Raw genomic sequence first — 22503 nt, 5'->3', positions numbered from 1 at the left:
GCGGACACCGGGCTCCCGCGGCGCGGACACGGGGCCGGCCGAGGCCGGCCCCGCCGGAACTGTCAGCAGTACAGGTTGCCGCCCGGGGCGACGCCGAGGATGGCGGTGAAGCGGTTGTACGCGTCCACGCGGCTCTGGACCTGCGCCGGGTTGCCGCCGTTGCACTCCAGGGAGCCGTTGATGCTGCGGATCGTCTCGCCGAAGCCGCGGCCGTTGACGATCGCGTCGTGCGGGGTCATCGTGCCCGGCCCGCGCTGGGTCATCCAGTACCAGACGGCGGTCTGGTAGGCGACCGACGACTCGTTCTTGACCCGGTCCGGGTTGTTGAGCAGGTCGATGCCGAGCGCGTCACCGGCCGCCTTGTAGTTGAAGTTCCAGCTCAGCTGGATCGGCCCGCGGCCGTGGTAGGCGCTCTGCCCGGCCGGGCACCCGTAGGGCTGGCTGCGGTCGCAGTAGAGCGGCCAGTTCGCCTGGTTGATCTCCTCGACGTAGACCAGGCCGCCGGACTCGTGGTTGATGTTGGCGAGGAAGGCGGCCGCCTCCTGCTTCTTGACGGTGTCGCTGCCGGTGGCGGTGAACGCCGGATACTTCTTCACGGCATCGATCAGGCCGGCGTACGAGTAGAACGCGATCCGGTTCGGGAACATCTGGTTGAACTGCGCCTCGGAGACCGGGAAGGCGCCCGGGTTGGTCGGCGGGTTGGTGGTGCCGCCGCCGGTGCAGGTGTACGGCGACCAGTACCAGGTGCTGATCACCGGGTCGTATCCCGGGTTCTCGTTGGTGGCCCGGTAGTACTGCCCGTTCGTGTAGCGCACGATCGATCCGGCCGGGTAGAACTGCCCGGCCACCCAGTTCGGGTAGTTGCAGGTGGTGGGCGGGTTCGTGGTGCCGCCACCGCAGGCGCCGTTGTCGGCCCACACGCCGGAGCCGCCGGTGCTGGGCGCCTCGCCCTGGGTCCACCACTTGGCGGTCCAGTTGCGCCCGCTGTAGGAGGCCCGCTGCCCGCCGGTGTAGACGGCCGAGTTGTTGTACGCCGCGACGCACGCCTCGGCGGCATTTGACGCGGTCATCGGCAGGATCGCCGCGGCGGCGCCGGCCACCGCGACACCGATCGTGGCCAGGATGGATAACACCCGTTTTCTGGGCATGCTTCACCTTCCGTGCGCCGGGGGACGCATGGTGCGAGAGGGATGAGAGGTATATCGATTCGACTAGATGGGGAGACCGCTCGTCAAGATATCTGTTAAGAAAGTTCAGAAATTATGACGGGCTAAGATCCGCCGATGACCGTCGCCGCGCCGCTGCCGGAATGGGAGCGCCTCCGTGTCCTGCGGGCCGAGCACGAGTTCGCGTCGGTCCGTAAGGAGACGCGGGTGGCGTACCTCCTCTGGGGATTGACCGGTCTGATCGGCGGCCACCGCTTCTATCTCGGTGACACCGGGCGCTCGGTCGCGATGCTGTTCACCCTCGGCGGCCTCGGCGTGTGGACGCTGGCCGACGTGTTCTTCGTCGGCAGGCGCGTGCGCGCCGTCAACCGTCACCGCCGGGCGATGATCATGGCGAGATACGGGATCCTCGACAACGGGTGTTAGGTTGTGCCGGTGAAATGGTGGGACGCGCTCTGGCGCCTGGTCAGCATGCTGGCCGAGGCCACCGGCTCGTCCGATCTGGCGAGCGGCGCGAGCGCCCTGGTCGGTGTGGTCCTGATCGCCGTCCTGGCCCGCGTCCTGCTGGTCCGCCGCGCCCCCTCCGCTGACGGCCACGCCACCGCGGGCGCTCTACGCACCCGCGCCGTGCGCACCGGCGTGCCCCGCCACCGAGACCCGGACGCGTCCGGGCGCACCCGCCCCCGAGGACCGACCGCGGCCCCCGCGGCCGCCTGACCTCGCTGCTGCCCGCGTCGGGTGGCCGCTGCCGATCATCCTGTCGTCAGCCGCCCCTGGGGGTTCGCCATGTCCGTCATCTATTCCATGATCTCCGCCGTGCTCCTGTTCTGGCACTCGACCTGGGACGCCCTGCTCGGCGACCCGCACGGCCTGAGCACCGACTGGGCCTGGGTGCTCGGCATCGTCTTCCTGGTGCTGACCGTCCGGGTCGCGCTGTTCCCGCTCTTCCTGCGGCAGGTCCGCTCGCAGCAGGCCCTCCAGCGGCTGCAGCCGAGATTCCGGGAGCTGCAGGCCAAACACAAGGGCGACCCGCAGTCGCTGCAGCGCGAGCTGACCGAGTTGTATCAGCAGGAGAAGGTCAGCCCGTTCGGCGCGTTCCTGCCCATGCTGATCCAGATCCCGATCTTCATCGGCCTGCTGCACGTGCTGCGCCACCTCAACCCGGCCATCGAGGACGTCGCCACCCGTACGCTCTACGGCTGGTCGGAGACGCAGTTCCTGGACGCGTCCGGCGCCCACCTGTTCGGCGCCCCGATCGCCGCGTCCTTCCAGTCCGGCGGCGCCGTCCAGCTCGTCGCCGGGGTGCTGATCGCCGCCATGATCACCACGACGTTCCTGACCACCCGGATGTCGATCCTCAAGGCCGGCTGGTCGGAGAACCCGCAGCAGCGCACCGTCCAGCGGCTCATGCTCTTCGGCTTCCCGCTGTCGCTGCTGGTGTCCGGCCTGATCTTCCCGGTCGGCGTCATCCTCTACTGGACCACGCAGAACCTGTTCGCCCTCGGCCAGCAGATCTGGCTCAACCGGAGGTATCCGGCCACGCCGGCGGTCCTCACGCCGGCCGGCTGACCGGGCCCGCCTCGACCGTGCCCGCCGACGCCGTCTTCGCCTACGGTTCCCTGGCGCACCCTGAGACGGCGGCCGCCCTGTGCGGCCCGCACGCCCGGCTGGGGAGGGACTACTTCCCGGCGGTGCTCGCCGGCTACCGCCGCGCCTGGACGGTGGCGACCGACAATGCGGTGGCCGGGCGGGAGGTCGCGTACTTCGAGCCGGGAACCGGCATCCGTCCACCGTGCCAGGTGCTCTTCCTCGACGCGGCGCCGATGCCCGGCGCGAGCCTCGACGGCGCCCTGCTGCCGCTGCGCGCCGAGGACCTGCCGGCGCTCGACGAACGGGAGGGGAACTACCGGCGCCTCCAGGTCACCGAGCACGTCGACATGGCGGCGATCCCGGCACACCGGCGACCCGGCCGGGTCTGGCTCTACGTCGGCACCGCTGATGCGGCCCGGGCGGCGGCGACCGGGACCGCCGCGGGCACGGCGGTGATCTGGCGCCGCTATCTGGACCGGGTGACGTCCGCCTTCGGTTTCTACGACGGTGTTCTCGACCGGTTCCGCGCGGAGCGCCTGCCGGTCCCCCCGGAACGGGTCGTCGATCTCGACCGGCGGCGCGCGGGTCGCCCGACAGACCCGTACCGAGCCGGCCCGGCGGGCGTGACCGGCTAGGACAGCCGGATCGGGTTGACCACGTCGGCGGTGACGGTCAGCAGCATGACCGCGCCGCCGATCAGGACCAGCGCCATCGTGACCGGGTAGAGCCGGGTGAAGTCGATCGGCCCGGCCGCCGGCAGCCCGCGCAGGCGGCGCAGCGCGTCACGCGCCCGCTCGAACCAGATCACCATGATGTGCCCGCCGTCCAGCGGCAGCAGCGGCAGCAGGTTGAACACCGCCATGAACAGGTTCAGGCTCGCCAGCAGCAGCAGGAAGACCTCCCACAGGCCCCGCTCGGCGGCCTCACCGCCGAGCCGGCTCGCCCCGACCATGCTGATCGGGGTGTCGGGGCTGCGCTCGGCGCCACCGATCGCGGCCACCACCGCGGGCAGGCGCTGCGGAAAGGCGATCAACTGAGCGAAGGTACGGCCGAACAGGTCACCCGTGTACGCCACGGTGGCCCCGGCCGCGTCCACCGGCCCGTACCGCAGAGAGGCGGGCGGCGCCTGTGCGGTCGCCCCGATCATCCCCACCCGCGCCCCGCCCCGGGTCACCCGCGCCACGTCCACGGTCAGCGTCAGCGTCGTGCCGCCACGCCGCACGGTCACCGCGGTCGGGCCGCTCGCGGACTGCACGGCGGCGAGCACGTCGGACCAGAGCGGGGTGGCCGTCGCGCCGACCGCGAGGATCCGGTCGCCGGCCCGGATCCCGGCGTCGGCGGCCGGGCAGGTCGTCGCGGGGCAGGTGGTGGACGCGACGACCGGCTCGGCGACCGGATGCAGGTTGGGCAGGCCGGCGCTGACCGCGAGGCCGTAGAGGATCGCCATCGCCAGCAGCACGTGCGTGACCGCGCCGGAGGCCATCACCACGGTCCGCCGCCACGCCGGGTGGCGCCACATCGCCCGTGGCCGCTCGTCCTCGGTGAGGTCGTCGAGCGTGGTCATGCCCGCGATCTCACAGAAACCACCGATCGGCAGGGCCTTCAACCCGTACTCGGTGTCACCGCGCCGGAACGAGAACACGGTCGGGCCCCGGCCCACGAAGAACCGCCGCACCCGCATCCCGAAGGCGCGCGCCGACAGCAGATGACCCGCCTCGTGCAGCGCGAGCGAGACGCACAACCCGGCGACGAACAGCGTGACCCCGATGACGTATGCCAGCACGCGGCGATCGTACGCCGCGACGGCCGCGTAGTATCGCCCCGCCGGAACGAGGGGATGATCATCGGGGCCTCGTGCCGGATCGATCGGCTGGAGCGGAGACTGATATGCCTGCAATCGCGATTCTCCGCGACATCTTCCTCGCCTACCGCGAGCGTGACGGCGAGGAGCACGACGGGTTCCTCTTCGAGGACCCCTACGGGCCGTTGTCCCGGCTCGACGTCTTCGTCTACCGGACGCTCGACCTGACGACGTTCGCCACCATCGGGATGGCGGCGCAGCCGATGCCGGCTGCGCCGGGCCCGGGCGGGGGAGGGCGGGCCGAGCTGCGGCTGGCCCGGCGCGGCCGGTTGCAGCGTTCCGAGGAGCATGCCATCGCGGTACGGCTGGCGAATCTCGCCGTCCACCCGTTCCTCACCGGCGACCAGCTCAACTGGGGTCACATGATCGGGTTGGGCGAGGAGTTCCCGGCGTTCCCGGGCCGCCGGTCGGTGTTCCTCTCCGGGCCGCTCAGCCCGGAGGCGCTCGACTACGTCCGGACCGGCGAGGGCGCCGTGCGCATCCTCAACGTCGTCCCGATCACCGACACCGAGCGCGAGCGCGGCCGGCTGATGTCCCCGCTGGCCTTCGCCGAGTCCCTGCTGACCCAGCGTGACCTCTGGTCATAGCCGGTTGATGTGGGTGATCTGCCAGCTCAGGTCGAGGGCGGCGGCGCCCGCCGGCTGCCGGGTCAGGCCGAGGAACATCCAGGCGCGGTAGACCGGCCGGATCAACTCGCGTTCCGCCTCCGGCAGCGGCCGCACCTCCTCGTAGCCGCGGATCACCTCGTCCTGGTATCCGCGCCAGGACAGCACGAAGTCGGCCACCTGGTACGTGTGGTGGGCGCCTTCGAAGTCGAGCAGCCCGGTGAGGCGGCCGTCGTCGTAGAGCAGGTTCCACGGCGCGACGTCGCCGTGGATGACACTGCGCGGCGCGTCGATGCCGGGATGCTCGTCGAACCAGGCCACCGCCGCGTCCCGGCAGCGCCGCAGGATCGCGCCCTCCTCGGGCCGCGCCGCCTCGTGCGCCCGTAGCCAGCGCTCCAGCTCCGGGTCGGCGACGACGTCGGCGGGCAGGGCGAAACCACCACGCTGCCCGGTGATGCCGGTCGCCGTGGCCGCCAGGTGCAGCTCGGCGAGCAGCCGTCCCCGCGCCCGCTGCTCGGCCGGCCCCGGATCCCGCGGCCGGCCGGGCAGCCGGGCGAACAGGACCCAGGCCCCGCCCGGCACGACCAGCGGCTCCTCGATCGGCTCCGGGGTGGGCCAGCCCTGCGCCCGCAGCGCCGCCGCCACCCGCAACGGGTAGCGCCAGTCCTGCTCGGTGAAGAACTTGACGATCACCGGGAGGCCGTCGCGCTCGGCCGCCCAGGTGCCGTTCACCCGGTCGGTGAGCGCCCGGTGATTCGCCAGCCGCCATCGGGCCCACGGCGTCACCGGGCGGCGCCGATGCCCGCCAGGATCAGGTCGATGCCGACCAGGAACTGCTCCCGGTCGTCGTGGTCGCCCAGCTGGCCGGCCACCCCGCGCAGGAACGGGAACTCGGCCGGATCGAGGCTCGCCCACACCGCGGCCTCCGCGCCCAGCAGCTCGGCGCGGCTCTTGCCGGCCACCCGCGCCCGCGCGTTCGCCGCGTTCTGCCCGGCCACGCCGAGGATGAAGCTGAACAGCGTGGACGTCGCGAAGAACTGATGGTGGTGCGGCATGCCGAGCGCCTGCACCTGCTGCCCGAGCCGCTCGATGATCCGCATCGACGCGGACCGCGACGCCAGCCCGGCCAGCTGCCCGCCGATCCACGGGTGGCGGTCGATCGCGTCGAACATGCCGAGCGCGAGGGCTCGTACCGCATCGCGGGGGGTGGTGTCGGCTTCGTCACTGCGCAGCACGTCGGCGAGGGTCGCCTGGACCGCCGCGGCGAGCAGCTCCTCCTTGTTCGCCACGTGCCAGTAGATCGCGCCCGGACCGGTCTTGAGCCTGGTGGAGAGCGCGCGGAAGGTCAGCGCGCTCTCTCCGCCGTCGTCGAGCATCGCGATCGCCGCCTCGACGATGCGTTCCCGGGAGAGCCCGTCCTGACCGGTCCTGGTAGCCATGCGCCCATCTTGACATGTCTGGAACGACGTTCCAAGCTTGCCTCTGGAACGACGTTCCAGCGATATCGAAGAAAGGTCCGCATATGACTGTCATCACCCTGGACAAGCCGGGCGGCGCCGGATCCCTGCGCGCCGTCTGGCCGGCCATCCTCGGCCTGTCCGTCGTCTTCCTCGTCGAGATGCTCGACAACTCGGTCCTCAACGTCGCCCTGCCGACCATCGCCCGCGAGCTGCAGGCCTCCGCCACCGACCTGCAATGGATCACCTCCGGCTACTCGCTGCTGTTCGGCGGCCTGATGATGGCCTTCGGCGCGATCGCCGACCGGTTCGGCACCCGCCGGATGATGCTCATCGGCCTGGCCCTGTTCGCCCTCGCCAACCTGGCCGTCCTGATCGTGCACACGCCCGGTCAGCTGATCGCCGTCCGTGCCGCCATCGGCGTCACCGCCGCCACGACCGCCCCCGGCACCATGGCCCTCTGCTTCCGCCTCTTCGACGCCGAGAACCTGCTGATGCGCGCCACCTCGCTGATCACCACGGTCGGCCTCGTCGGCCTGGCCGTCGGCCCCACCGTCGGCGGCCTCGTCCTGCAGGCCCTGCCCTGGCAGACGCTGCTGGTGATGAACGTGCCGATCGCCGTGCTCGCCATCCTCTGCATCCGCACCGGCATCCCCGCCGACGACCCCGCCCAGCGCAACACCAGCCCCCTCGACCTGCCCGGCGCCCTGCTCGGCACCGTCACGATCGTCCTGGCCCTGTGGACCGCCACCCTCGCCGTCGAAGAGGGCTGGAGCCACGCCACCCCCTGGCTCGCCGGCCTGGGCGCCGTCGTGACCGCGATCGTCTTCGTCGTCCACGAGCGGCGCACCGCCCACCCGCTGTTCGACTTCGCCCTGATCCGGCGGCCCGCCGTCTCCGCCAGCCTCGCCTACGAGGCGGCCATGGGCCTCGGTATGGCCGTCATCGCCTTCAGCGTCTCCCTCCAGCTGCAGCTGGTCTGGGGCTGGACCCCCGCCCAGGCCGCCCTCGGCAACCTCCCGCAGATCATCGTCATGCTCGCCATCGGCCCGTTCGTCGAGAAGATCGTCACCCGGCTCGGCACCCAGCGCGCCGCCCGCATCGGCGCCGCCGCCGTCATCACCGGCCTGCTCGTCTACGCCCTGCTCGGCCGCTACGACTACGTCTGGATCGCGGTGGCCCTCGCGCTCACCGCCGGCGGCATGCGCGTCGTCGCCACCATCGCCGGCGTCACCGTGATGCGCGGGCTCCCCGAGGACCAGACCTCCACCGGAGCGGCCCTCAGCGACACCAGCCAGGAGGTCGCGAGCAGCATCGGCATGGCCGTCACCGGCACCATCGTCGCCGCGGCTCTCACCGGATCCCTTTCGGACATCACCGGTGGTACGGCCTCCGCCACCGCCTTCCAGAACGCCGTCACCACCGCCACGCTGGCCCTGACCGTCGTCTGCGCCGCCCTGGTGACCTGGGCCGCCCGCCGTGCCCGCACCTGATCACCGGCCCGGCCGCCGACGGTCGTACCGCTCCGAGTGACGGCCCGCCGTCGCTCGGAGCGGTTTTCTACTCCTCGGCGGGCGCGTCCGTGCCGGAGCGCGAGTCCACCAGATACACCTGCTCACCCGCCCGCGGATCCCGCGCCTGCAGCAGATGGAACATCGGCGAGTACGGGCCGCCCAGGTCCACGACCGTCGCGCCCGCGCCGAGCACCCCGCGCACCAGATGTGACGGCGCGGTCAGGTCGATGCGGGTGACCACTCCGGGCGTCACCCACACCGGGATCCCGCTCACGAACCCCGACACCTGGGCGTGGTAGTGACCGCACAGCACCGCCCGTACGTCACTTCCGGCCAGCACCTCGGCGAGCCGCCCGCCGTTGCGCAGGTTGACGTCCGCCATCGACGGCGACGTGCCGATCGCGATCGGCGGATGGTGCAGGGCCACCACCGAGCCGGCCGGCGCCGGCCGCGACAACAGCCGACCCAGCCAGGCCAGCTGCTCCTCGCTCACCACACCGTGCACCGAGCCGGGCACCAGACTGTCCAGCGTGATGATCCGCAGCCCGCCCACCTCGCTGACCGCCGACCGGTCCGGCCCGCTCTCCCCGAGGTCCGCGCCGTCCGCCCCGCGATGGGCGCTGCCGAACACCGTCGCGAACGGCTCCCGGGCGTCGTGGTTGCCGGTCGTGTAGACGTGCGGCACCCCGCGCTCCCGGGCGAACGCCCCCACCCGCTGCAGCACCGCCGCACACCCCTCGGCCGACCCGTCGTCGGCGATGTCCCCGGTCACCAGGACGACGTCGATGTCCGGCACGAACCGCGCGTCACGCAGGATCCGGTCCAGCGAGCCGGCCGCGTCGACCCCGTCCTCGTCGAAGCCGGACCCGGTCATGTGCGGGTCGGACAGATGCAGGATCCGATGGGTGGTCACGGGCAGCTCCTCATCCGGTGACGGAGGAGCACCCAGGCGGTCGATGCTCCCGACGTCACTCCCCGGTGGTGACCCACCCGCGCCAGTCGTGTCCGGCCAGGCTATGGCGGCGCCGGTGGCCGGGGCAAGGTGTCATCGGCCGGATGCCGACGCGGCGGACGTCGATGTGACGGCGGCCTCCAGGCGCAGCCCCGACCCGATGATCACGAGCAGGGCGGCGAAGAAGTAGCCCTTCACCGGGGTGGCGTCGGTGGCCAGCCCGATCCCGGCGATCAGCAGCCCGGTCAGGATCGCCATGGTGCCGAGGATGCGGGCGGTGTCGGCGCGTCGCTCCACCTTGTTCATGCGCCGAGACGGTACAGGGTGAGCGCGGCCAGCGAGGGGGCGTCGACGATCCGGCCGGTACGGATCATGGTGGTGATCTCCTCGTCGGTGAACGCCCGGTGGATCATGTCCTGCTCGGTCACCTCCCGGTCCGGCTCACCCTCGGCGAGGCCGGTGGCCAGGTAGACGTCGAAACCCTGCGTGCAGTAGCCGTACGCCTCGTAGAGATGACCGAGATGGCTCATCGAGGAGGCGCGCAGCCCGGTCTCCTCGGCGAGCTCGCGCCGCGCCAGGGACGCCTGATCGCCCGACGCGCCGGCGCCCCAGCTGCCCTGCGGGAACTCCCACGCCCGCCGCCCCACCGGGTACCGGAACTGCTCCACCATCCAGAACCCGTCCCGCCACCGGGGCAGGACCAGCGCGAAGTCCGGTTTCTCCACCACGCCGTAGATGCCGGGCGTGCCGTCCGGGCGGCGGATCTCGTCCTCCCGTACCGTCATCCACGGGTTTGAATAGACGACGCGACTGCTCACCTGCTCCATGGGAGACTCCGATGCTGTTGACGATCTCCGGTTCGAGCTGTTCCGGCAAAACCACCACGGTGCGTGCCTGCGGGCCGATCGACGGCCTGGTCTGGCACGACTTCGACGAGATCGGCGTGCCGGACGACGCCGACCTGGTCTGGCGGCACCGCAGCCTGGAGGGCTGGCTTCAGAAGGCGCTGCGGTACCAGGCCGACGGCCTGGACATGCTGCTCACAGGCCAGTCGCCGCTCGGCGAGGTGCTGGCCTGCCCGTCGGCGCCGCTGCTCGACGGCATCGCGGCGTGCCTGCTCGACGTCGACGACGACGTGCGGCGGCAACGCCTCGCGCAGCGTGACCCCGGCAAGTGGGACGACCGCGCCACCGACAGGTTCATCGGCTGGGCGCGATGGCAGCGGGCCCACGCCGCCGACCGGTGGCACCTCCCGGAGGCGATCACCGCCGGCGGCTGGGAGCCGATGCGCTGGGACCGCTGGGCCGACCTCCCCGGCTGGGCGGTGACGGTCATCGATACGACCGGCCGGTCCGTCGAGGAGTCCGCGGCCGACCTGCGACGGTGGATCGACGATCAACGCCGGTCCGCGAACCAGGACATCGCCTGACCGTGCCCGCGGGCCCACGCCAGCGGCACGCCGTCGAGGGCGACCACGTTGTGCAGCGCGTCGTCCGGCGCGGGCGGCAGCTTCCCGACCGGGACCAGGCCGGGCGCCTCGACCGAGATCCGATGGCCCGGCAACGTCCGGACCAGTTCCTCGAACGCCAGCCGCTTCGGCTCCGGCACCTGGTACAGCACGGACGTGTGGAAGACGACGAGCGTCGCCTCCGCGGGCGCCTGGGCGGCCAGGGCCGGCAGATCGTCGACGAGGTCACCGCGGATCAGGTGCGGAGGATCAGCGGCGGCGATCGCGGCGGCCGCCCGCAATCGCTCCCGGCGATGCTCGTGTTCCGGCCAGATCAGCGCGTCCAGCCAGGCGACATCGTCCGCATCGGTCACCCGCAGCGGGTTGAGATCCAGCCCGGCCCGCCACGCCACCTCCGGCAGCCGGGTCGGCGGCTCGGCCCCGGTCAGCTCACACTCCAGAACCGGGCCGCCGTCGCCGAGACGGTGGTCGCCGTAGCGGTAGGCGTACCGATCGGGATAGAGCCCGAGCCCGGCCGACGCGCCGACCTCCAGCAGGGCGAGGGGTTGCGGCAGGCTCTGCAGTACGGGCAGCAGCACCGCGCATCGACCGGGCTCGTTCGTCTGCGTCGCGCGGGCACGCAGACCGGCCGCGATCTCCGCCCAGCGCCGGACCGTGAAATCGTGGAACGCCTCCGGGTCGCCGACCGGCCCGCCCAGCAGCCGCACCACCCCGAACAGCAGGTTCGGCTGCCGCTTCGCCTCCGGAACCTCGTCCAGCAGCCGGTGGAGCGTCTCGTCCGCGGCCACCGCCCGGGACAGCCGCTCATAGGTGGGGGAGACGCCGTGGGCTTCCCGATCGGCGAACGCGGTGTAGGTCGCAGCGGTGCTCATTCCAGCGATCTTGGCACAGTCGATGTGAGAAGGTCGTCCCGTGGGAATGGAGCTGATCGGCCGCCGCCTGTCCGCCGCCGAGCACGATGCGGTCCTCGCCGATCCGGCGCTGGTGGAAACGCTGCTGTTCGGGTCCGAGGACGAGGACGACGCCGATGGGATGCCGGAGCCCGACCTGGATCTGGACAAATCCTGGCACGCCGTGCACTTCCTGCTCGCCGGCTCGGCGTGGGGCCTCGGTGACGGCCTCGCCGGTGCGGCGGTCCTCGGCGGCGACGACATCGGCGAGGACGGCGGCTACGGCCCGGCCCGGCTCGTCTCCGCCGACCGCGTCCGGGCGATCGCGGAGGCCCTCGACGCCGTCACCGATGACGCTCTCCGGGCCCGGTTCGACCGCTCCGCCATGAAAGCCGCCGAGATCTACCCGGACATCTGGGACGAGGATGTTCCGGTCGACGGCTTCCTCGAGGAGATCGCCGGCCTCCGCATCTTCTACCGCACCGCAGCCGCCGACCACCAGGCGATCCTCCTGATGATCACCTAGACGACCGGCACCTCGGTGCCGGGCGCCGCCGCCGGGTCACGTCCGCGCCCGGTCTGATCTCTGACCGAGATTGATCGCGGCGCGAGATGAGCCACCGGCGGTTTTCCTGGGCCGAGTGAGGCCCGAAGTCAGGTGGCGGCCGGCTCGCGGGCGGCTTCCTCGCGGGCGGTCAGCGACCCGTCGAGGGCGTGCACGACGACGGTGGCGACGGCCGTGACGGCGGCCAGCGCCAGCCACGGCACGGCCGGCCCGCGGGCGTACAGAGCGGTGAAGAAGACCGGCGCGATGATGCCGGCGAAGGCGAAACAGTACTGGTAGACCGCCAGATAACGGTCCCGCTGCGCGGGTGGGGCGGCCGCTGCAGAGAGGGCGTTCGACAGCGGCGCGTGGATGAGGTCGGCGGCGGCGAAGAAGATCAACCCCACCAGGAGGTACGGGACGAGCGCCGCCCCCGGAACCCGGACCGCCGCCGCGTACAGCAGCGCCCACACCACCCACAGCACGCCGGCCAGGGCAAGCCCACGGGGCCGGGACAGCGGCCGGACCACCCGGACGGCGAGCGCCTGCCCGGAGGCGAGCAGCACCGTGTTCGCCGCGAGCAGCGGCCCGACCAGCCAGTCCGGGGTGGGCAGCGCCTCGATGAGGTAGACCGGCAACGCGACACCGATGAACACGCTGCACAGCGCGAAGATCGTGTTCACCGCGATCAGCAGCAGGTAGGGGCGGTCGCGCAGCATCGCCCGATAGCCGCCGGCCACCGGTCCGCCCACCGGGGCCGGCGAATCGCGGGGCACGGCGAGCAGCAGCACCGCCGAGATCAGGAAGGTCGCCGCGTTGACCCCGACCACCGGCCGGTACCAGCCGTACGCCACGACCAGCCCGCCGACCAGGGTGCCGGCGCCCATCGACGCCATCTGGATCATGCCGGTGACCGCGTACCGCCGGTCGGTGTGCTGCCGGTCCTCACCGGGTTCGCCGAGCCCGGCGACGACGGAGAAGAACGACGACCAGAACAGCCGTTGCCCGACCGCCGCGAGCATGGCCACGACCAGCACCGCCGCGGGGGAGCGCGCCCACCCGTACGCCAGGAATGCCGTGCCCTGCACGACCTGCGCCAGGATCACCCGGTCGACCGGCCGGAACCGGTGCGCCACGTGCCCGACCAGCAGCGGGACGGGCAGCGACGCGACCGTGGCGACGCTCAGCAGCACACCGACCGTGCTCAGCGACAGGCCGGCGACCTCGGTGAAATACAGCAGCGACATCGGCAGGAAGAGGCCACTGCCGAACATGTCGACGGCGAGGGCACAGGCGAGCGGGATCAGTCGTCGGCGTCCGGGCATCGGAACTGTCTAACAGAACCCGTCGATCGATTCCGCTGAATTATGTGACCATCGGTTGGCAGGATGGCTTGTCATGAGGACTCAGGTGACGTTCGACTGCGCCGACCCGCACGCCCAGGCCGCCTTCTGGGCGCAGGTCTTCGGGGTGGCCGTCGAGGACCACGCCCCGCTCGTCGACAGTCTGATCAGCGACGGCCGGATGGATCCCGCCGACCGGATCATCATCAACGGCCGTTCCGCGTTCCGTGACGTGGCCGCGTGCAGCGATCCGGCCGGGCTCGAGCCGCGCCTGTTCTTCCAGCGGGTCCCCGAGGGCAAGACCGCCAAGAACCGCGTCCACCTCGACGTCCACGTCGCCGGCCACCGCAAGGAGGCGGAGGTCGAGCGCCTGGTCCTGCTGGGCGCCACGCTGATCGAGAAACACAGCGACAGGGGCCCTTTGACGTACGTGCTGCGCGACCCGGAGGGCAATGAGTTCTGCCTGCACTAACCCGGGTCCGGCCGGCTGCCGCCGAGCAGGGCGCCGAGGGACTCGACCGGGACCAGGCCGGTGGCTGTCGCGGCCAGCCGGGGGTCGACCGTGACCAGGGCGTCGGCCTGGAGCCGGGTCACCGCCAGGTATTCGGCGTCGCGCAGGGTGTCCCAGTCGTTCTCCCGCGCGATCCGCCACGCCGTCGCCCGGGAGACACGGTCGCCGAGCAGCCGCATCTTCAGCTCGGTGATCCGCTCGTGCGTCTCCAGAGCCGCCCGGTCGGTACGCTCACCCCGGCGCACGTCGAGCAGCAGGAGATGCAGGGCCTCCGATCGGATGGTGTTCGGCGCGACCAGTTGATGGCCGGGATCCACGGCGAGAGCGTTGTCGACGAGGTGCAGCAGGGTCGGAGCGTCGATCACATAGCGGGCCACCGGTTCAGGGTAGGGGCTGAGGGAGCTGATGGACGTCTATCAGGCGGTGCGCACCCGGCAGTCGATACGCCGGTTCACCGGCCGGCCCGTCCCGCGGGAGACTCTGCGACGGGTGCTGGCAGCGGCCGCCGACGCGCCGTCGGGCAGCAACATCCAGCCCTGGCACGTCTGTGTCGTCGCCGGTGACGCGCTGGCGGTGCTGAAGAAGACGGTCGCCGCGCGGGCCGCGGCCGGCGACTCCGGCGACGAGCGGGAGTTCGCCACCTACCCGCCCGACCTCGACCCGTCGTATCGCGAGCGCATGGCGGCGGCCGGCGAGGTCATCTACGGCCGGCGCGGCGTGCAGCGCGGCGACGCCGCGGGCCGGGCCCGGATCCGTGCCGAGAACTGGAGCTGCTTCGGCGCCGGCACCGCGCTGTTCTACTACGTGGACCGGGACATGCCACCGCCGCGTTGGGCGGACGTCGGCATCCACCTCCAGACGGTGATGCTGCTGCTGCGGGCCGAGGGGCTGCACAGCTGCACGCAGGAGGTGTGGGCGGAATACCACCGCAGCGTCGCCCGGGTGACCACGCCGCCGCCCCGGCGCCTGCTGTTCTGCGGCATGTCGATCGGGTTCGCCGACCCGGCGTCCGTCCCGCCCCGTCCGCGCCGCGCCCCGCTGCCGGAGACGGTGACGTTCCTGGACTGACCGGTCAGCGCCAGCGCTCCGGGCAGCGGCCGGAGCGGCGCAGCCGGCCGAGGATGTCCTCGACGGCGTAGACGCCGAGCATCCCGGCGAGACCGGTGATGACCGGGGTGGCGAGGTCGGTGAGAAGCGTCTGCATGACCCCCTGGTCGGCCGGTCCGATTGCCGCGGTGGGTGTCATCGGGGTGCGGAACGGGTGCGGGCGGCCGAGGACCGGGGTCAGTCGAGCGGGGCGTACCACTGGGCGCCGGTGACCAGGATGCGTTTGGCCTGGTCCCGGTTCCAGACGACCCGCATGCCGTGGTCCTGCAGAACCGGGAAGACCACCGTGTCCATCAGGTGCTCCAGATCGGACTGGTAGGCGGCCCGCTTCTCGTCGTCGGAGAGCGACTCGTACGCGTCCTCGTCGAAGTCCTCCGGCGGGTAGACGCCGTAGCCGAGGTAGACCGAGCCGTTCGGGTCGGCGATCAGCGAGTCGGTGTCCTGGGTGTGGTACCAGACGTAGCCACGCCAGTGGCGGGAGTCGTCGCGTTCGTCGTGGATCTCGGCGGAGGCGCAGGTGCCGCAGCAGCTGAAGTCCTCGCGGGCCAGGACACCGCGGGCGTTGAGCTCGGCGAAGGCCTGTGTCAGGTTGCTGCGCACCGGGCCCCACGACCGTTGCTGATCGCGGCGGACGGCGAGCGCCCTCTCGTACGCCGTGGTCAGCTCCTCGTCGGTGAGGCCGTGCCGCTCCTCGTCGTCCTCGAGGTAGTCGACGAACTCGGCCGGGTCGTCCTCACCCTTCACGATCCAGGTCCAGATCTCCTCCTCGATCTCGGTGCGGGCCTCGCCGGTGATCCGGGCGGGCAGGAACGTCACACCGTCGGGGCGGTCGTTGTAGACCCAAGCGCTCATGCCCGTGATGATGACACAGCGTGATCGCGGCCCGGCAAGGGCACCGGGCCGCCCGTTTCCGATCAGCGCCCGACGGCCGAGGTCGTCGGCGCGGCCCGGGACCGGCCGGTCCACCAGCCCGGCGAGGCGCACCGCGACATCGTGCGCGGAGATCGGCTGGACCGGAACGTCCGGCGCTCACACCCGCCGCACGATCGTGCCGGCTGCGGTGAGGGCGCCGGTCTGCTCGTCGGGGGCGTCCTCGGTGGTGACGACGACGTCGAGGGCGGACACCGGCGCCACGTGGGCCAGCGCGGTCCGGGTGAGTTTGGCCGGGTCGGCGAGCGCGACGACCCGGTGCGCGGAGGCGATGATCGCGCGTTTGACCGCGGCGTCGTCCAGGTCGTAGGCGGTGAGCCCGTCCGCGGTGAGCCCGCAGCACCCGAGGATCGCCGTGTCGAAGCGCAGCGCCGCCAGCGACGCCAGGGCCAGCGGGCCGGTCAGCGCCAGCTCACCGGGCCGGGGCTCGCCGCCGGGCAGCAGGAGCCGCAGCCGGGGCGCCCCGGTCAGCGCGTTCGCGGCGTGCAGCGACATCGGCATCACGGTGAGCCGCCGGCCGGTGAGCAGCCGGGCCACCTCCAGGCAGGTGGTGCCGCTGTCCAGCACGACGGCCTCGCCATCGGCGATCATGCCGGCCACGGCCTCGGCGATCCGGCGTTTCGCCTCGTGGCCGTCGTGCGCGCGTACCGTGAACGGAGGCTCCTCGCCGCGCAGCATGAGACTGCGGGCGCCGCCGCGGTAGCGCTCGATCACGCCCTGGTCGGCGAGTTGCTCCAGGTCCCGGCGGACGGTCATCTCCGAGGTGCCGGTCAGCTCGGCCAGCCGGGGGACACCGATCTGGCCGGCCTGCTGCACCGCGTCGAGGATCCGTCGATGGCGGTCACTGATCGTCATGCCCGCCATTGAACCGCAAACATGGCCCCGACTCAACGTTCCGAACACTGAACGCGTTTGTTATGTTCGAAAACATGTTCACCACCGTACGGCCGGAAACGGTCCGGGCGGCCACCACGGCCACCTACGTCGCCTTCATCGGCTCCGGCTTCGCGTTCGCCAGCTGGGCCTCCCGCATCCCGCAGGTCCGCGACCAGCTCGGCCTCGACCCGGCGGCCCTCGGCATGGTGCTGCTCGCCATCGCCGCCGGCTCCCTGCTCGCGCTCCCGCTCTCCGGGCCGGTCGTCACCCGGATCGGCTCCTCCCGTACGGTCATGGCGATGGCCCTGCTGCTCGGCGTGGGCCTGATCACCGCCGCCCTCGGCTCCCTTGCCGGCGTCGTCCCGGTCGTGATCGGACTGTTCCTGCTCGGGTTCGCCAACGGCGCCTGGGACGTCGGCATGAACGTGCAGGGCACCGTCGTCGAGCGCCGGCTCGGCCGCTCGATCATGTCCCGCTTCCACGCCGGGTTCAGCCTCGGCACCGTCGCCGGCGCCCTGCTCGGCGCGGGCATGGTCGCTCTGCGCGTCCCGGTCGCCGCGCACCTGACCGGCGTCGCCGCCCTCGTGGTCGCGGCCGTCGTCTGGCAGGCCGGCCGTTTCGTCGCCGACCACGACGAGACCGAGCCCGGCGCCGGCGAGTCCGCGCCGAAGGTCAGCGCGCTCACCGCCTGGAAGGAGCCACGCACCCTGCTGATCGGCGTGTTCGTGCTGGCCTTCGCGTTCACCGAGGGCGTCGGCAACGACTGGATCAGCATCGCCGCCATCGACGGCCACCACGTGTCGCCCGCGCTGGGCACCCTCGCGTTCGCCGGGTTCCTCACCGCCATGACGATCGGCCGCTGGTATGGTCCCGCGCTGCTGGACCGGCACGGCCGTACCGCCGTGGTCCGCATCCTCGCCGTGATCGGCACCGCCGGTGTCGCCCTGTTCGTCTTCGCCCCGCACCCGGTCCTCGCCTACGCCGGCGCCCTGCTCTGGGGCCTGGGCGCGTCGCTGGGCTTCCCGGTCGGGATGAGCGCCGGCGGCGACGACCCGTCCCGCGCCGCCGCCCGGGTCAGCGTGATCGCCTCGATCGGCTACTGCGCGTTCCTGGCCGGTCCGCCGGTCATCGGCTTCCTCGGCGACCGGATCACCGTGCTGCGCGCCCTGATCACCGTGGCCGCCCTGCTCGGCCTCGCCGCCCTCATCGCCGGAGCCGTTCGTCCCCCGGTTGACCAGCGGAAATAAGATCGGGAAGAATTTTTCCGAAATTACTTCGGCCTCGCTGCATCCGCGGCGGGGCCTTCCGGCCGTCTAGTGCTCGGACAGACAGGAGCCACGGCTGGTGAACAGTGATGAAGAGACGAACTACCGAAGTTTCGTCGACGCGCAGGCGCACTCGCTGCGCCGCCTCGCGTACCTCACCTGCGGCGACTGGCAGCTCGCCGAGGACGCGGTCTTCACCGCACTGGCGAAGCTCTACACCCGGTGGCGGCGCGTCGACCGGCCGGAGAGCTACGCCCGCAGCATGGTGGTCCGCGCCGCCATCGACGAGGTGCGCCGTCCCTGGTGGCGGCGCGAGCAACCGGCCGGCAACGCCATCCCGGAGCGGACCGTCCCGGACGGCGCGCACCAGGTCGACGAGCGCCTGCGGATCCACGCCGCCCTCGGCCAGTTGCCGACGCGCCGCCGGGCCGTGCTGGTGCTCCGCTATTTCGAGGGCCTGTCCGTGCAGGAGACCGCCGAGGCGCTGAACTGCCCGGAGGCGACCGTGAAGAGCCACACCGTCCGCGGGCTGCGGACGCTGCGTGAGGTGCTGGGTGCCGACGCCGATCTGCCGGCCGGAGAGTCAGACGAGGTGGAGCGCTATGCCACGCGACATGCGTGAGTTGCTGGAGGCGGCGTACGCGGGCGAGCCGCCGATGCGCCACAGCACCGACGACTTCGTGGCCGGGGGCCGCACCCGCCGGGCCCGCCGTCGCGCGTCCTGGGCGGCCGGCGCCGCCACGGCGATGCTGGCGGTCGTGGGCGTCACGGTCATGCCGCAGATCATCGCCGGGAACCGGTCGGTTCCGGCGAGCGGCCAGGACGCGATGCGCTATCCGGCGTCCGCGTTCGAGTACACGGTGACCGGCTACACGGTGGGCGACATCGAGGTCAGCGACCCGGTCAACGTCACGCCCGGCTATCAGCAGTCCCGGATCCGGCGGACCGGCGACGACCGCCGGTACAACCGGGGCGACGGCACCTTCCAGCAGGTCGAGGTCAGCGCCTCGGTGCTCGTCGTCTACCGGGCCGGGGTCTTCGACGCGAACGTCGTGGGCGGCGGGGAGCCGGTGCAGATCGGCGGGGTGACCGGACGGTATCTCCCGGGCGGGGTGCTGGCGTGGCCGTACGCGCCGGACTCCTGGGCGGTGATCCACTCCGGCAACGGGCACCTGAGCCGGGCCGACATGACGCGCGTGGCCGAACGGCTGCCGGCCGGACCGAGCCGTCCGGCGGCACTGCCCTGGCGGATGACCTACCTGCCGCCCGGCTACCAGCTCAGCTCGATGGGCATCACCTCGGACGACGAGGTGACCGGCGCCCACCTGCAGCGGGGTGACGCCCGGTTCACCCGGCAGGCGGAGAGCTATGCCGGACTGGCCGATCCGCTGACCGGCGAGGGCCTGGACAACCTGCGGATCAAGGTCTTCCCCCGGTGGTACGGCGAGAACCAGCTCTCGATCATCTTCGGCGGCACCTCCGTCGAGCCGAACGCCGGCGCCTCGGGCGGACCCTCCCACGATCCGTCCGGTGAGCCGTCGTACGACCCGTCCTCCGGCCCCTCGAACTGGCCGTCCTACGACCCGTCGGCGGGCGTCTCGAACTGGCCCACGTCGGACCCCTCGGCCCAGCCACCACTGGTCGACCCGTTCTGTGCGCCGGGGCAGGGCCGCTGCTTCCGGTACACGGCGGACGGCGCCTACCTGGTCGAGGCGACGGCCTCCGCGCCCGAGCCGGACGCCGAGCTGGTCCAGGTGCTGCGCGGCCTGCGGCTCGCCGACCCCGACGACACCGGCACCTGGTCCGAGCTGAGCGAGGCGCTGCCCGGCCCGGTCCGGTAACCACCCGGCTTCACACGACACCCCTCATTCACACCTTCCGGTGGCGAATCGCTTCGCCGTGCCCGTACGGAGTTTTCATGATCAACATGCAACGCCGCATCATCCCCGCGCCCGTCACGGTTCTGGGGAACCTGCTCGACCGGCTCGCCGGCCCGGGCGACCTGCTCTGGCCGGTCGACTGGGAGCCGCTGCGACTGGACCGCCCGCTCGCCGCCGGCGCGACCGGTGGCCACGGCGCCCTGCGCTACACCGTCACCGCCTACCAGCCGGGGCTGCGCGTGCGCTTCGAGTTCACCGAGGACGCCCCGATGGAGGGTTACCACGAGCTGTGGGTCCGCGCGCTCGCCCCGGACCGGGCCGAGATGGTGCACATCGTGGTGGCCCGGCCGCGCGGCCCGATGCTGCTGCTCTGGCCCCTGGCGACCCGGTGGACGCACCAGGCCCTCGTCGCCGACCTGCTGGACAACGCCGAACGCGCCGCCACCGGCCGGGTCCGCCACCCGGCCCGCTGGTCGCCGTGGGTGCGGCTGCTCCGTGCGGTGACCCCGGCGCCGGTGGCGGAGCCGGCCCCGTGACGATGACGGCCACCGGACCGGTCCGGATGACGGAACCATCGGTCCCCGAACCGCCGCGGGCCGGGCGGCGCCTGGCGGCGCTGGACCTCTTCCGGTTCGTGGCGGCGCTCGGCGTGGCCCTCTTCCACCTGGTGGCGGTGGCCGGCACCGGGAACATCCGGATCTGGGACAGCCCGCCCGAGACGGTCTTCGGCGAGTTCTACCGGGTGGCGGCGTACGGCTGGGTCGGCGTCCCGTTCTTCTTCATGATCAGCGGCTTCGTGATCTGCATGACCGCCTGGGACCGCACCCCCGGCCAGTACCTGCGCTCCCGGTTCGTCCGGCTGTTCCCGGTGCTGTGGGTCTGCATGACGATCACGACACTGGTCGCCGTCGCCTACCCGCGGGTGTTCACCCCGGTCCCGTTCCGCGCGTTCCTGGCCAACATGTTCCTGCTGGCCGACCCGCTCGGCGAGCCCCGCGTCGACGACGTCTACTGGACACTCTGGCTGGAACTCAAGTTCTACCTGCTGTTCCTGGTCGTGGTGTGGATCGGCGTCACGTACCGCAACGTGGTCGCCTTCTGCCTGCTGTGGAGCGTCGCGTCGGTGCTGGCCGCCGAGATCGGGCAGCCGTGGCTGGACGCGCTGGTGATGCGCGGCAACTCGCACTACTTCGTCGCGGGCATCGCGTTCCACCTGATCCACCGGCGCGGGTCCCGGCCCGAGCTGTGGCTGCTCGTCGCGTTCAGCTGGGCGCTGTCGCTGCACTACTACGAGGGCAACCCGTGGCAGGCGAGCCACGGCATGTCCTACACGCCGTCGAGCGTGGCGGTGACGGTCTGCTTCGCGGCGATGGCGCTGCTGGCAGTGGGCCGCCTCGACCGGATCCGGTGGCGTCCACTGGCGACCCTCGGCGCCGCCACGTACCCGTTCTACCTGCTGCACTACGTCGCCGGCTTCGCCGTGGTCCACCTGCTGCGACGGACCACCCCGATCGGCTCGGTCACCCTGCTGCTCCTCGTGGTCGCGGGCCTGATCGGCGTGGCCGTCCTGGTGAACCGCTGTGTCGAACGCCCGGTCGCCGCCCGGCTGAGAACGGCGCTGACAAGCGGCAGTGCCTAGAGTGCGGTCGAACGCCCGGTCGCCGCCCGGCTGAGAACGGCGCTGACGAGCGGCAGTGCCTAGAGTGCGAAGGCATGGCGGGGTATCAGCTGCGGCCGTGGCGGGCCGGGGACACGGCCGGCGAGCGGCTCGCGTCGGCGGAGTGGTCGCTCGTCGCGGCCGCCGATGACGGGACGCTCGCCGGGTGGGCGTCGCTGCGGTCGTGGACCGAGGACGACGGGGTACGGGTGTTCCTCACGCTCGGGCACGTGCGGCCCGCGGACCGGCGGCGCGGGCTCGGCGGGATGCTGCTCGACGCCACCGAGGAGGCCGCGGCTCGGCTCGCCGCCCAGCGTGAGCCGGCCGGGCCGGTGATGCTCGGCGGCAACGCCGACGACGGCGAGGACGACCGGGTGGCGCTGCTGACCGGCCGGGGGTACGCACGGGCCTTCACGATGGTCTGGATGCGGCGGGAGGCTTCGTCCGTACCACTGCGGGATCTGCCGGAAGGGATCGCCGTGCGGGCCGCGACCGTGGACGATGCCGGTGCTCTGTGGCGGCTCGCGCAGCGAGCGTGGGCCGGGCGGCCGTTCGTGAGCCTGCCCCCGGCGGAGCGGCTGCGGGAGTGGCTGGGCCGGTCGGACCGGTCGTCGTTCCTGGTGGCGACGTCGGGGGAGCGGCTCGCCGGGTTCGTGGCGGTGCAGGGCGACGAGGTCGAGGACGTCGGTGTCGACCCGGACTTCCAGCGGCGAGGGCTGGCGTCGGCGCTGCTCACCCGGGCGCTGGCGGACCACGGCGGCGCTGTCCGGCTGCGGACCGAGGCGCACGATCCGGCGGGCGCCCGCACCCTGTACGAGAGGCTCGGCTTCCGGGTCGTGAGCAGCCATCACCGCTATCGGAAGCCGCTGCGGCAGGAGCGCTGAGCA

The 22503-nt window shown here is 72.2% G+C and carries 29 protein-coding genes and 1 riboswitch; of the genes, 16 read left to right on the top strand and 13 right to left on the bottom strand.

What is annotated here, in order from left to right; genetic code table 11:
• Positions 1-62 precede the first annotated feature (62 nt).
• Positions 63-1148 (bottom strand): glycoside hydrolase family 19 protein, encoded by a 1086-nt coding sequence (locus BM290_RS12455; protein ID WP_093613274.1) that lies wholly within the window; start codon positions 1146-1148, stop codon positions 63-65.
• Positions 1149-1283: 135 nt separating this feature from the next.
• Between BM290_RS12455 and BM290_RS12450 the strand changes: the two genes are divergently transcribed.
• The 4 genes from BM290_RS12450 (at position 1284) to BM290_RS12435 (ending at position 3391) form a co-directional block, all read left to right on the top strand.
• Complete coding sequence (locus tag BM290_RS12450) at positions 1284-1592, top strand: TM2 domain-containing protein (RefSeq protein ID WP_093613272.1); 309 nt, start codon at positions 1284-1286, stop codon at positions 1590-1592.
• A gap of 9 nt (positions 1593-1601) precedes the next feature.
• A complete protein-coding gene (locus BM290_RS12445; protein WP_239143479.1) occupies positions 1602-1883 on the top strand; it encodes a DUF6412 domain-containing protein in 282 nt (93 codons plus the stop codon).
• A 69-nt stretch (positions 1884-1952) separates the two neighbouring features.
• The gene (gene yidC, locus BM290_RS12440; RefSeq protein ID WP_093613270.1) at positions 1953-2735 is read left to right on the top strand and encodes a membrane protein insertase YidC; all 783 of its coding nucleotides are present in this window, start codon (positions 1953-1955) and stop codon (positions 2733-2735) included.
• A gap of 17 nt (positions 2736-2752) precedes the next feature.
• A complete protein-coding gene (locus BM290_RS12435; protein WP_093613268.1) occupies positions 2753-3391 on the top strand; it encodes a gamma-glutamylcyclotransferase family protein in 639 nt (212 codons plus the stop codon).
• Here BM290_RS12435 and BM290_RS12430 read toward each other — a convergent pair.
• Positions 3388-4536: a M50 family metallopeptidase gene (locus BM290_RS12430; RefSeq protein WP_203779275.1), complete on the bottom strand. Its 1149-nt coding sequence runs from the start codon at positions 4534-4536 to the stop codon at positions 3388-3390. The genes BM290_RS12435 and BM290_RS12430 overlap by 4 nt on opposite strands.
• A gap of 107 nt (positions 4537-4643) precedes the next feature.
• On the opposite strand from BM290_RS12430, the gene BM290_RS12425 reads away from it, so the two are divergent.
• Positions 4644-5204, top strand: a complete 561-nt coding sequence (locus tag BM290_RS12425; protein WP_177319679.1) for a suppressor of fused domain protein — start codon at positions 4644-4646, stop codon at positions 5202-5204.
• On the opposite strand, the gene BM290_RS12420 is transcribed toward BM290_RS12425, so the two are convergent.
• Together BM290_RS12420 and BM290_RS12415 are read right to left on the bottom strand one after the other, a co-directional pair.
• Positions 5199-6008 (bottom strand): phosphotransferase enzyme family protein, encoded by an 810-nt coding sequence (locus BM290_RS12420; RefSeq protein ID WP_093613264.1) that lies wholly within the window; start codon positions 6006-6008, stop codon positions 5199-5201. The genes BM290_RS12425 and BM290_RS12420 overlap by 6 nt on opposite strands.
• A complete protein-coding gene (locus BM290_RS12415) occupies positions 6005-6661 on the bottom strand; it encodes a TetR/AcrR family transcriptional regulator (protein WP_093613262.1) in 657 nt (218 codons plus the stop codon). The genes BM290_RS12420 and BM290_RS12415 overlap by 4 nt, the downstream gene beginning before the upstream one ends.
• Positions 6662-6744: 83 nt before the next feature.
• Between BM290_RS12415 and BM290_RS12410 the strand changes: the two genes are divergently transcribed.
• The gene (locus BM290_RS12410) at positions 6745-8172 is read left to right on the top strand and encodes an MFS transporter (RefSeq protein ID WP_093613260.1); all 1428 of its coding nucleotides are present in this window, start codon (positions 6745-6747) and stop codon (positions 8170-8172) included.
• A gap of 67 nt (positions 8173-8239) precedes the next feature.
• On the opposite strand, the gene BM290_RS12405 is transcribed toward BM290_RS12410, so the two are convergent.
• The 3 genes from BM290_RS12405 to BM290_RS12395 all read right to left on the bottom strand — a co-directional run bounded on the left by BM290_RS12405 (position 8240) and on the right by BM290_RS12395 (position 9963).
• Positions 8240-9106, bottom strand: a complete 867-nt coding sequence (locus BM290_RS12405; protein WP_203779263.1) for a metallophosphoesterase family protein — start codon at positions 9104-9106, stop codon at positions 8240-8242.
• 23 nt (positions 9107-9129) lie between these two features.
• A riboswitch (ZMP/ZTP riboswitch) is annotated at positions 9130-9206 on the bottom strand.
• Between the two features lie 32 nt (positions 9207-9238).
• The gene (locus BM290_RS12400) at positions 9239-9451 is read right to left on the bottom strand and encodes a hypothetical protein (protein ID WP_093613258.1); all 213 of its coding nucleotides are present in this window, start codon (positions 9449-9451) and stop codon (positions 9239-9241) included.
• Complete coding sequence (locus tag BM290_RS12395; protein ID WP_244903908.1) at positions 9448-9963, bottom strand: NUDIX domain-containing protein; 516 nt, start codon at positions 9961-9963, stop codon at positions 9448-9450. The genes BM290_RS12400 and BM290_RS12395 overlap by 4 nt, the downstream gene beginning before the upstream one ends.
• A gap of 20 nt (positions 9964-9983) precedes the next feature.
• On the opposite strand from BM290_RS12395, the gene BM290_RS12390 reads away from it, so the two are divergent.
• Positions 9984-10574, top strand: a complete 591-nt coding sequence (locus BM290_RS12390) for a hypothetical protein (protein ID WP_093613254.1) — start codon at positions 9984-9986, stop codon at positions 10572-10574.
• Here the strand turns inward: BM290_RS12390 and BM290_RS12385 are convergent.
• The gene (locus tag BM290_RS12385; RefSeq protein WP_093613252.1) at positions 10541-11485 is read right to left on the bottom strand and encodes a DUF2332 domain-containing protein; all 945 of its coding nucleotides are present in this window, start codon (positions 11483-11485) and stop codon (positions 10541-10543) included. The two genes, BM290_RS12390 and BM290_RS12385, sit on opposite strands and share 34 nt — an antisense overlap.
• A 46-nt stretch (positions 11486-11531) precedes the next feature.
• Between BM290_RS12385 and BM290_RS12380 the strand changes: the two genes are divergently transcribed.
• On the top strand, positions 11532-12029 hold the full coding sequence (locus BM290_RS12380; RefSeq protein ID WP_093613250.1) for a YfbM family protein: 498 nt from the start codon (positions 11532-11534) through the stop codon (positions 12027-12029).
• 128 nt (positions 12030-12157) lie between these two features.
• On the opposite strand, the gene BM290_RS12375 is transcribed toward BM290_RS12380, so the two are convergent.
• The gene (locus BM290_RS12375) at positions 12158-13372 is read right to left on the bottom strand and encodes an MFS transporter (RefSeq protein WP_093613248.1); all 1215 of its coding nucleotides are present in this window, start codon (positions 13370-13372) and stop codon (positions 12158-12160) included.
• A gap of 73 nt (positions 13373-13445) precedes the next feature.
• Here BM290_RS12375 and BM290_RS12370 point away from each other — a divergent pair, with 73 nt between their 5' ends.
• Entirely contained in the window at positions 13446-13862 is a 417-nt protein-coding gene (locus BM290_RS12370; protein WP_093613246.1) for a VOC family protein, read from the top strand.
• Here BM290_RS12370 and BM290_RS12365 read toward each other — a convergent pair.
• Positions 13859-14278, bottom strand: a complete 420-nt coding sequence (locus BM290_RS12365) for a type II toxin-antitoxin system VapC family toxin (RefSeq protein ID WP_093613244.1) — start codon at positions 14276-14278, stop codon at positions 13859-13861. The genes BM290_RS12370 and BM290_RS12365 overlap by 4 nt on opposite strands.
• Before the next feature lie 28 nt (positions 14279-14306).
• On the opposite strand from BM290_RS12365, the gene BM290_RS12360 reads away from it, so the two are divergent.
• Complete coding sequence (locus BM290_RS12360; RefSeq protein WP_093613242.1) at positions 14307-14969, top strand: nitroreductase; 663 nt, start codon at positions 14307-14309, stop codon at positions 14967-14969.
• A 4-nt stretch (positions 14970-14973) separates the two neighbouring features.
• Here BM290_RS12360 and BM290_RS50610 read toward each other — a convergent pair whose 3' ends face one another.
• The 3 genes from BM290_RS50610 to BM290_RS12350 form a co-directional block, all read right to left on the bottom strand.
• Positions 14974-15105: a hypothetical protein gene (locus BM290_RS50610; RefSeq protein WP_275413241.1), complete on the bottom strand. Its 132-nt coding sequence runs from the start codon at positions 15103-15105 to the stop codon at positions 14974-14976.
• 80 nt (positions 15106-15185) lie between these two features.
• Positions 15186-15860, bottom strand: a complete 675-nt coding sequence (locus tag BM290_RS12355) for a DUF6891 domain-containing protein (RefSeq protein ID WP_143133716.1) — start codon at positions 15858-15860, stop codon at positions 15186-15188.
• A 177-nt stretch (positions 15861-16037) separates the two neighbouring features.
• Positions 16038-16793, bottom strand: coding sequence for a DeoR/GlpR family DNA-binding transcription regulator (locus BM290_RS12350; RefSeq protein ID WP_093613238.1), 756 nt, complete (start codon positions 16791-16793; stop codon positions 16038-16040).
• A 74-nt stretch (positions 16794-16867) separates the two neighbouring features.
• Between BM290_RS12350 and BM290_RS12345 the strand changes: the two genes are divergently transcribed.
• The 6 genes from BM290_RS12345 to BM290_RS12320 all read left to right on the top strand — a co-directional run bounded on the left by BM290_RS12345 (position 16868) and on the right by BM290_RS12320 (position 22500).
• Complete coding sequence (locus BM290_RS12345) at positions 16868-18061, top strand: MFS transporter (RefSeq protein ID WP_239143480.1); 1194 nt, start codon at positions 16868-16870, stop codon at positions 18059-18061.
• 97 nt (positions 18062-18158) lie between these two features.
• Positions 18159-18701, top strand: coding sequence for a SigE family RNA polymerase sigma factor (locus BM290_RS12340; protein ID WP_093613234.1), 543 nt, complete (start codon positions 18159-18161; stop codon positions 18699-18701).
• Positions 18682-19920: a hypothetical protein gene (locus BM290_RS12335; protein WP_093613232.1), complete on the top strand. Its 1239-nt coding sequence runs from the start codon at positions 18682-18684 to the stop codon at positions 19918-19920. Before BM290_RS12340 ends, BM290_RS12335 begins: the two co-directional genes overlap by 20 nt.
• A 77-nt stretch (positions 19921-19997) precedes the next feature.
• A complete protein-coding gene (locus tag BM290_RS12330; RefSeq protein WP_093613230.1) occupies positions 19998-20495 on the top strand; it encodes a hypothetical protein in 498 nt (165 codons plus the stop codon).
• A gap of 26 nt (positions 20496-20521) precedes the next feature.
• On the top strand, positions 20522-21598 hold the full coding sequence (locus BM290_RS12325) for an acyltransferase family protein (RefSeq protein ID WP_177319678.1): 1077 nt from the start codon (positions 20522-20524) through the stop codon (positions 21596-21598).
• A gap of 74 nt (positions 21599-21672) precedes the next feature.
• The gene (locus tag BM290_RS12320) at positions 21673-22500 is read left to right on the top strand and encodes a GNAT family N-acetyltransferase (RefSeq protein ID WP_093613226.1); all 828 of its coding nucleotides are present in this window, start codon (positions 21673-21675) and stop codon (positions 22498-22500) included.
• Positions 22501-22503 lie beyond the last annotated feature (3 nt).

This window comes from Actinoplanes philippinensis, from assembly GCF_900113015.1.
In the GTDB taxonomy this organism is placed as follows: Bacteria; Actinomycetota; Actinomycetes; order Mycobacteriales; family Micromonosporaceae; genus Actinoplanes; species Actinoplanes philippinensis.
The sequence above is the reverse complement of the archived record's forward strand: the minus strand, read 5'-3'. Positions and strand labels throughout refer to the sequence as shown.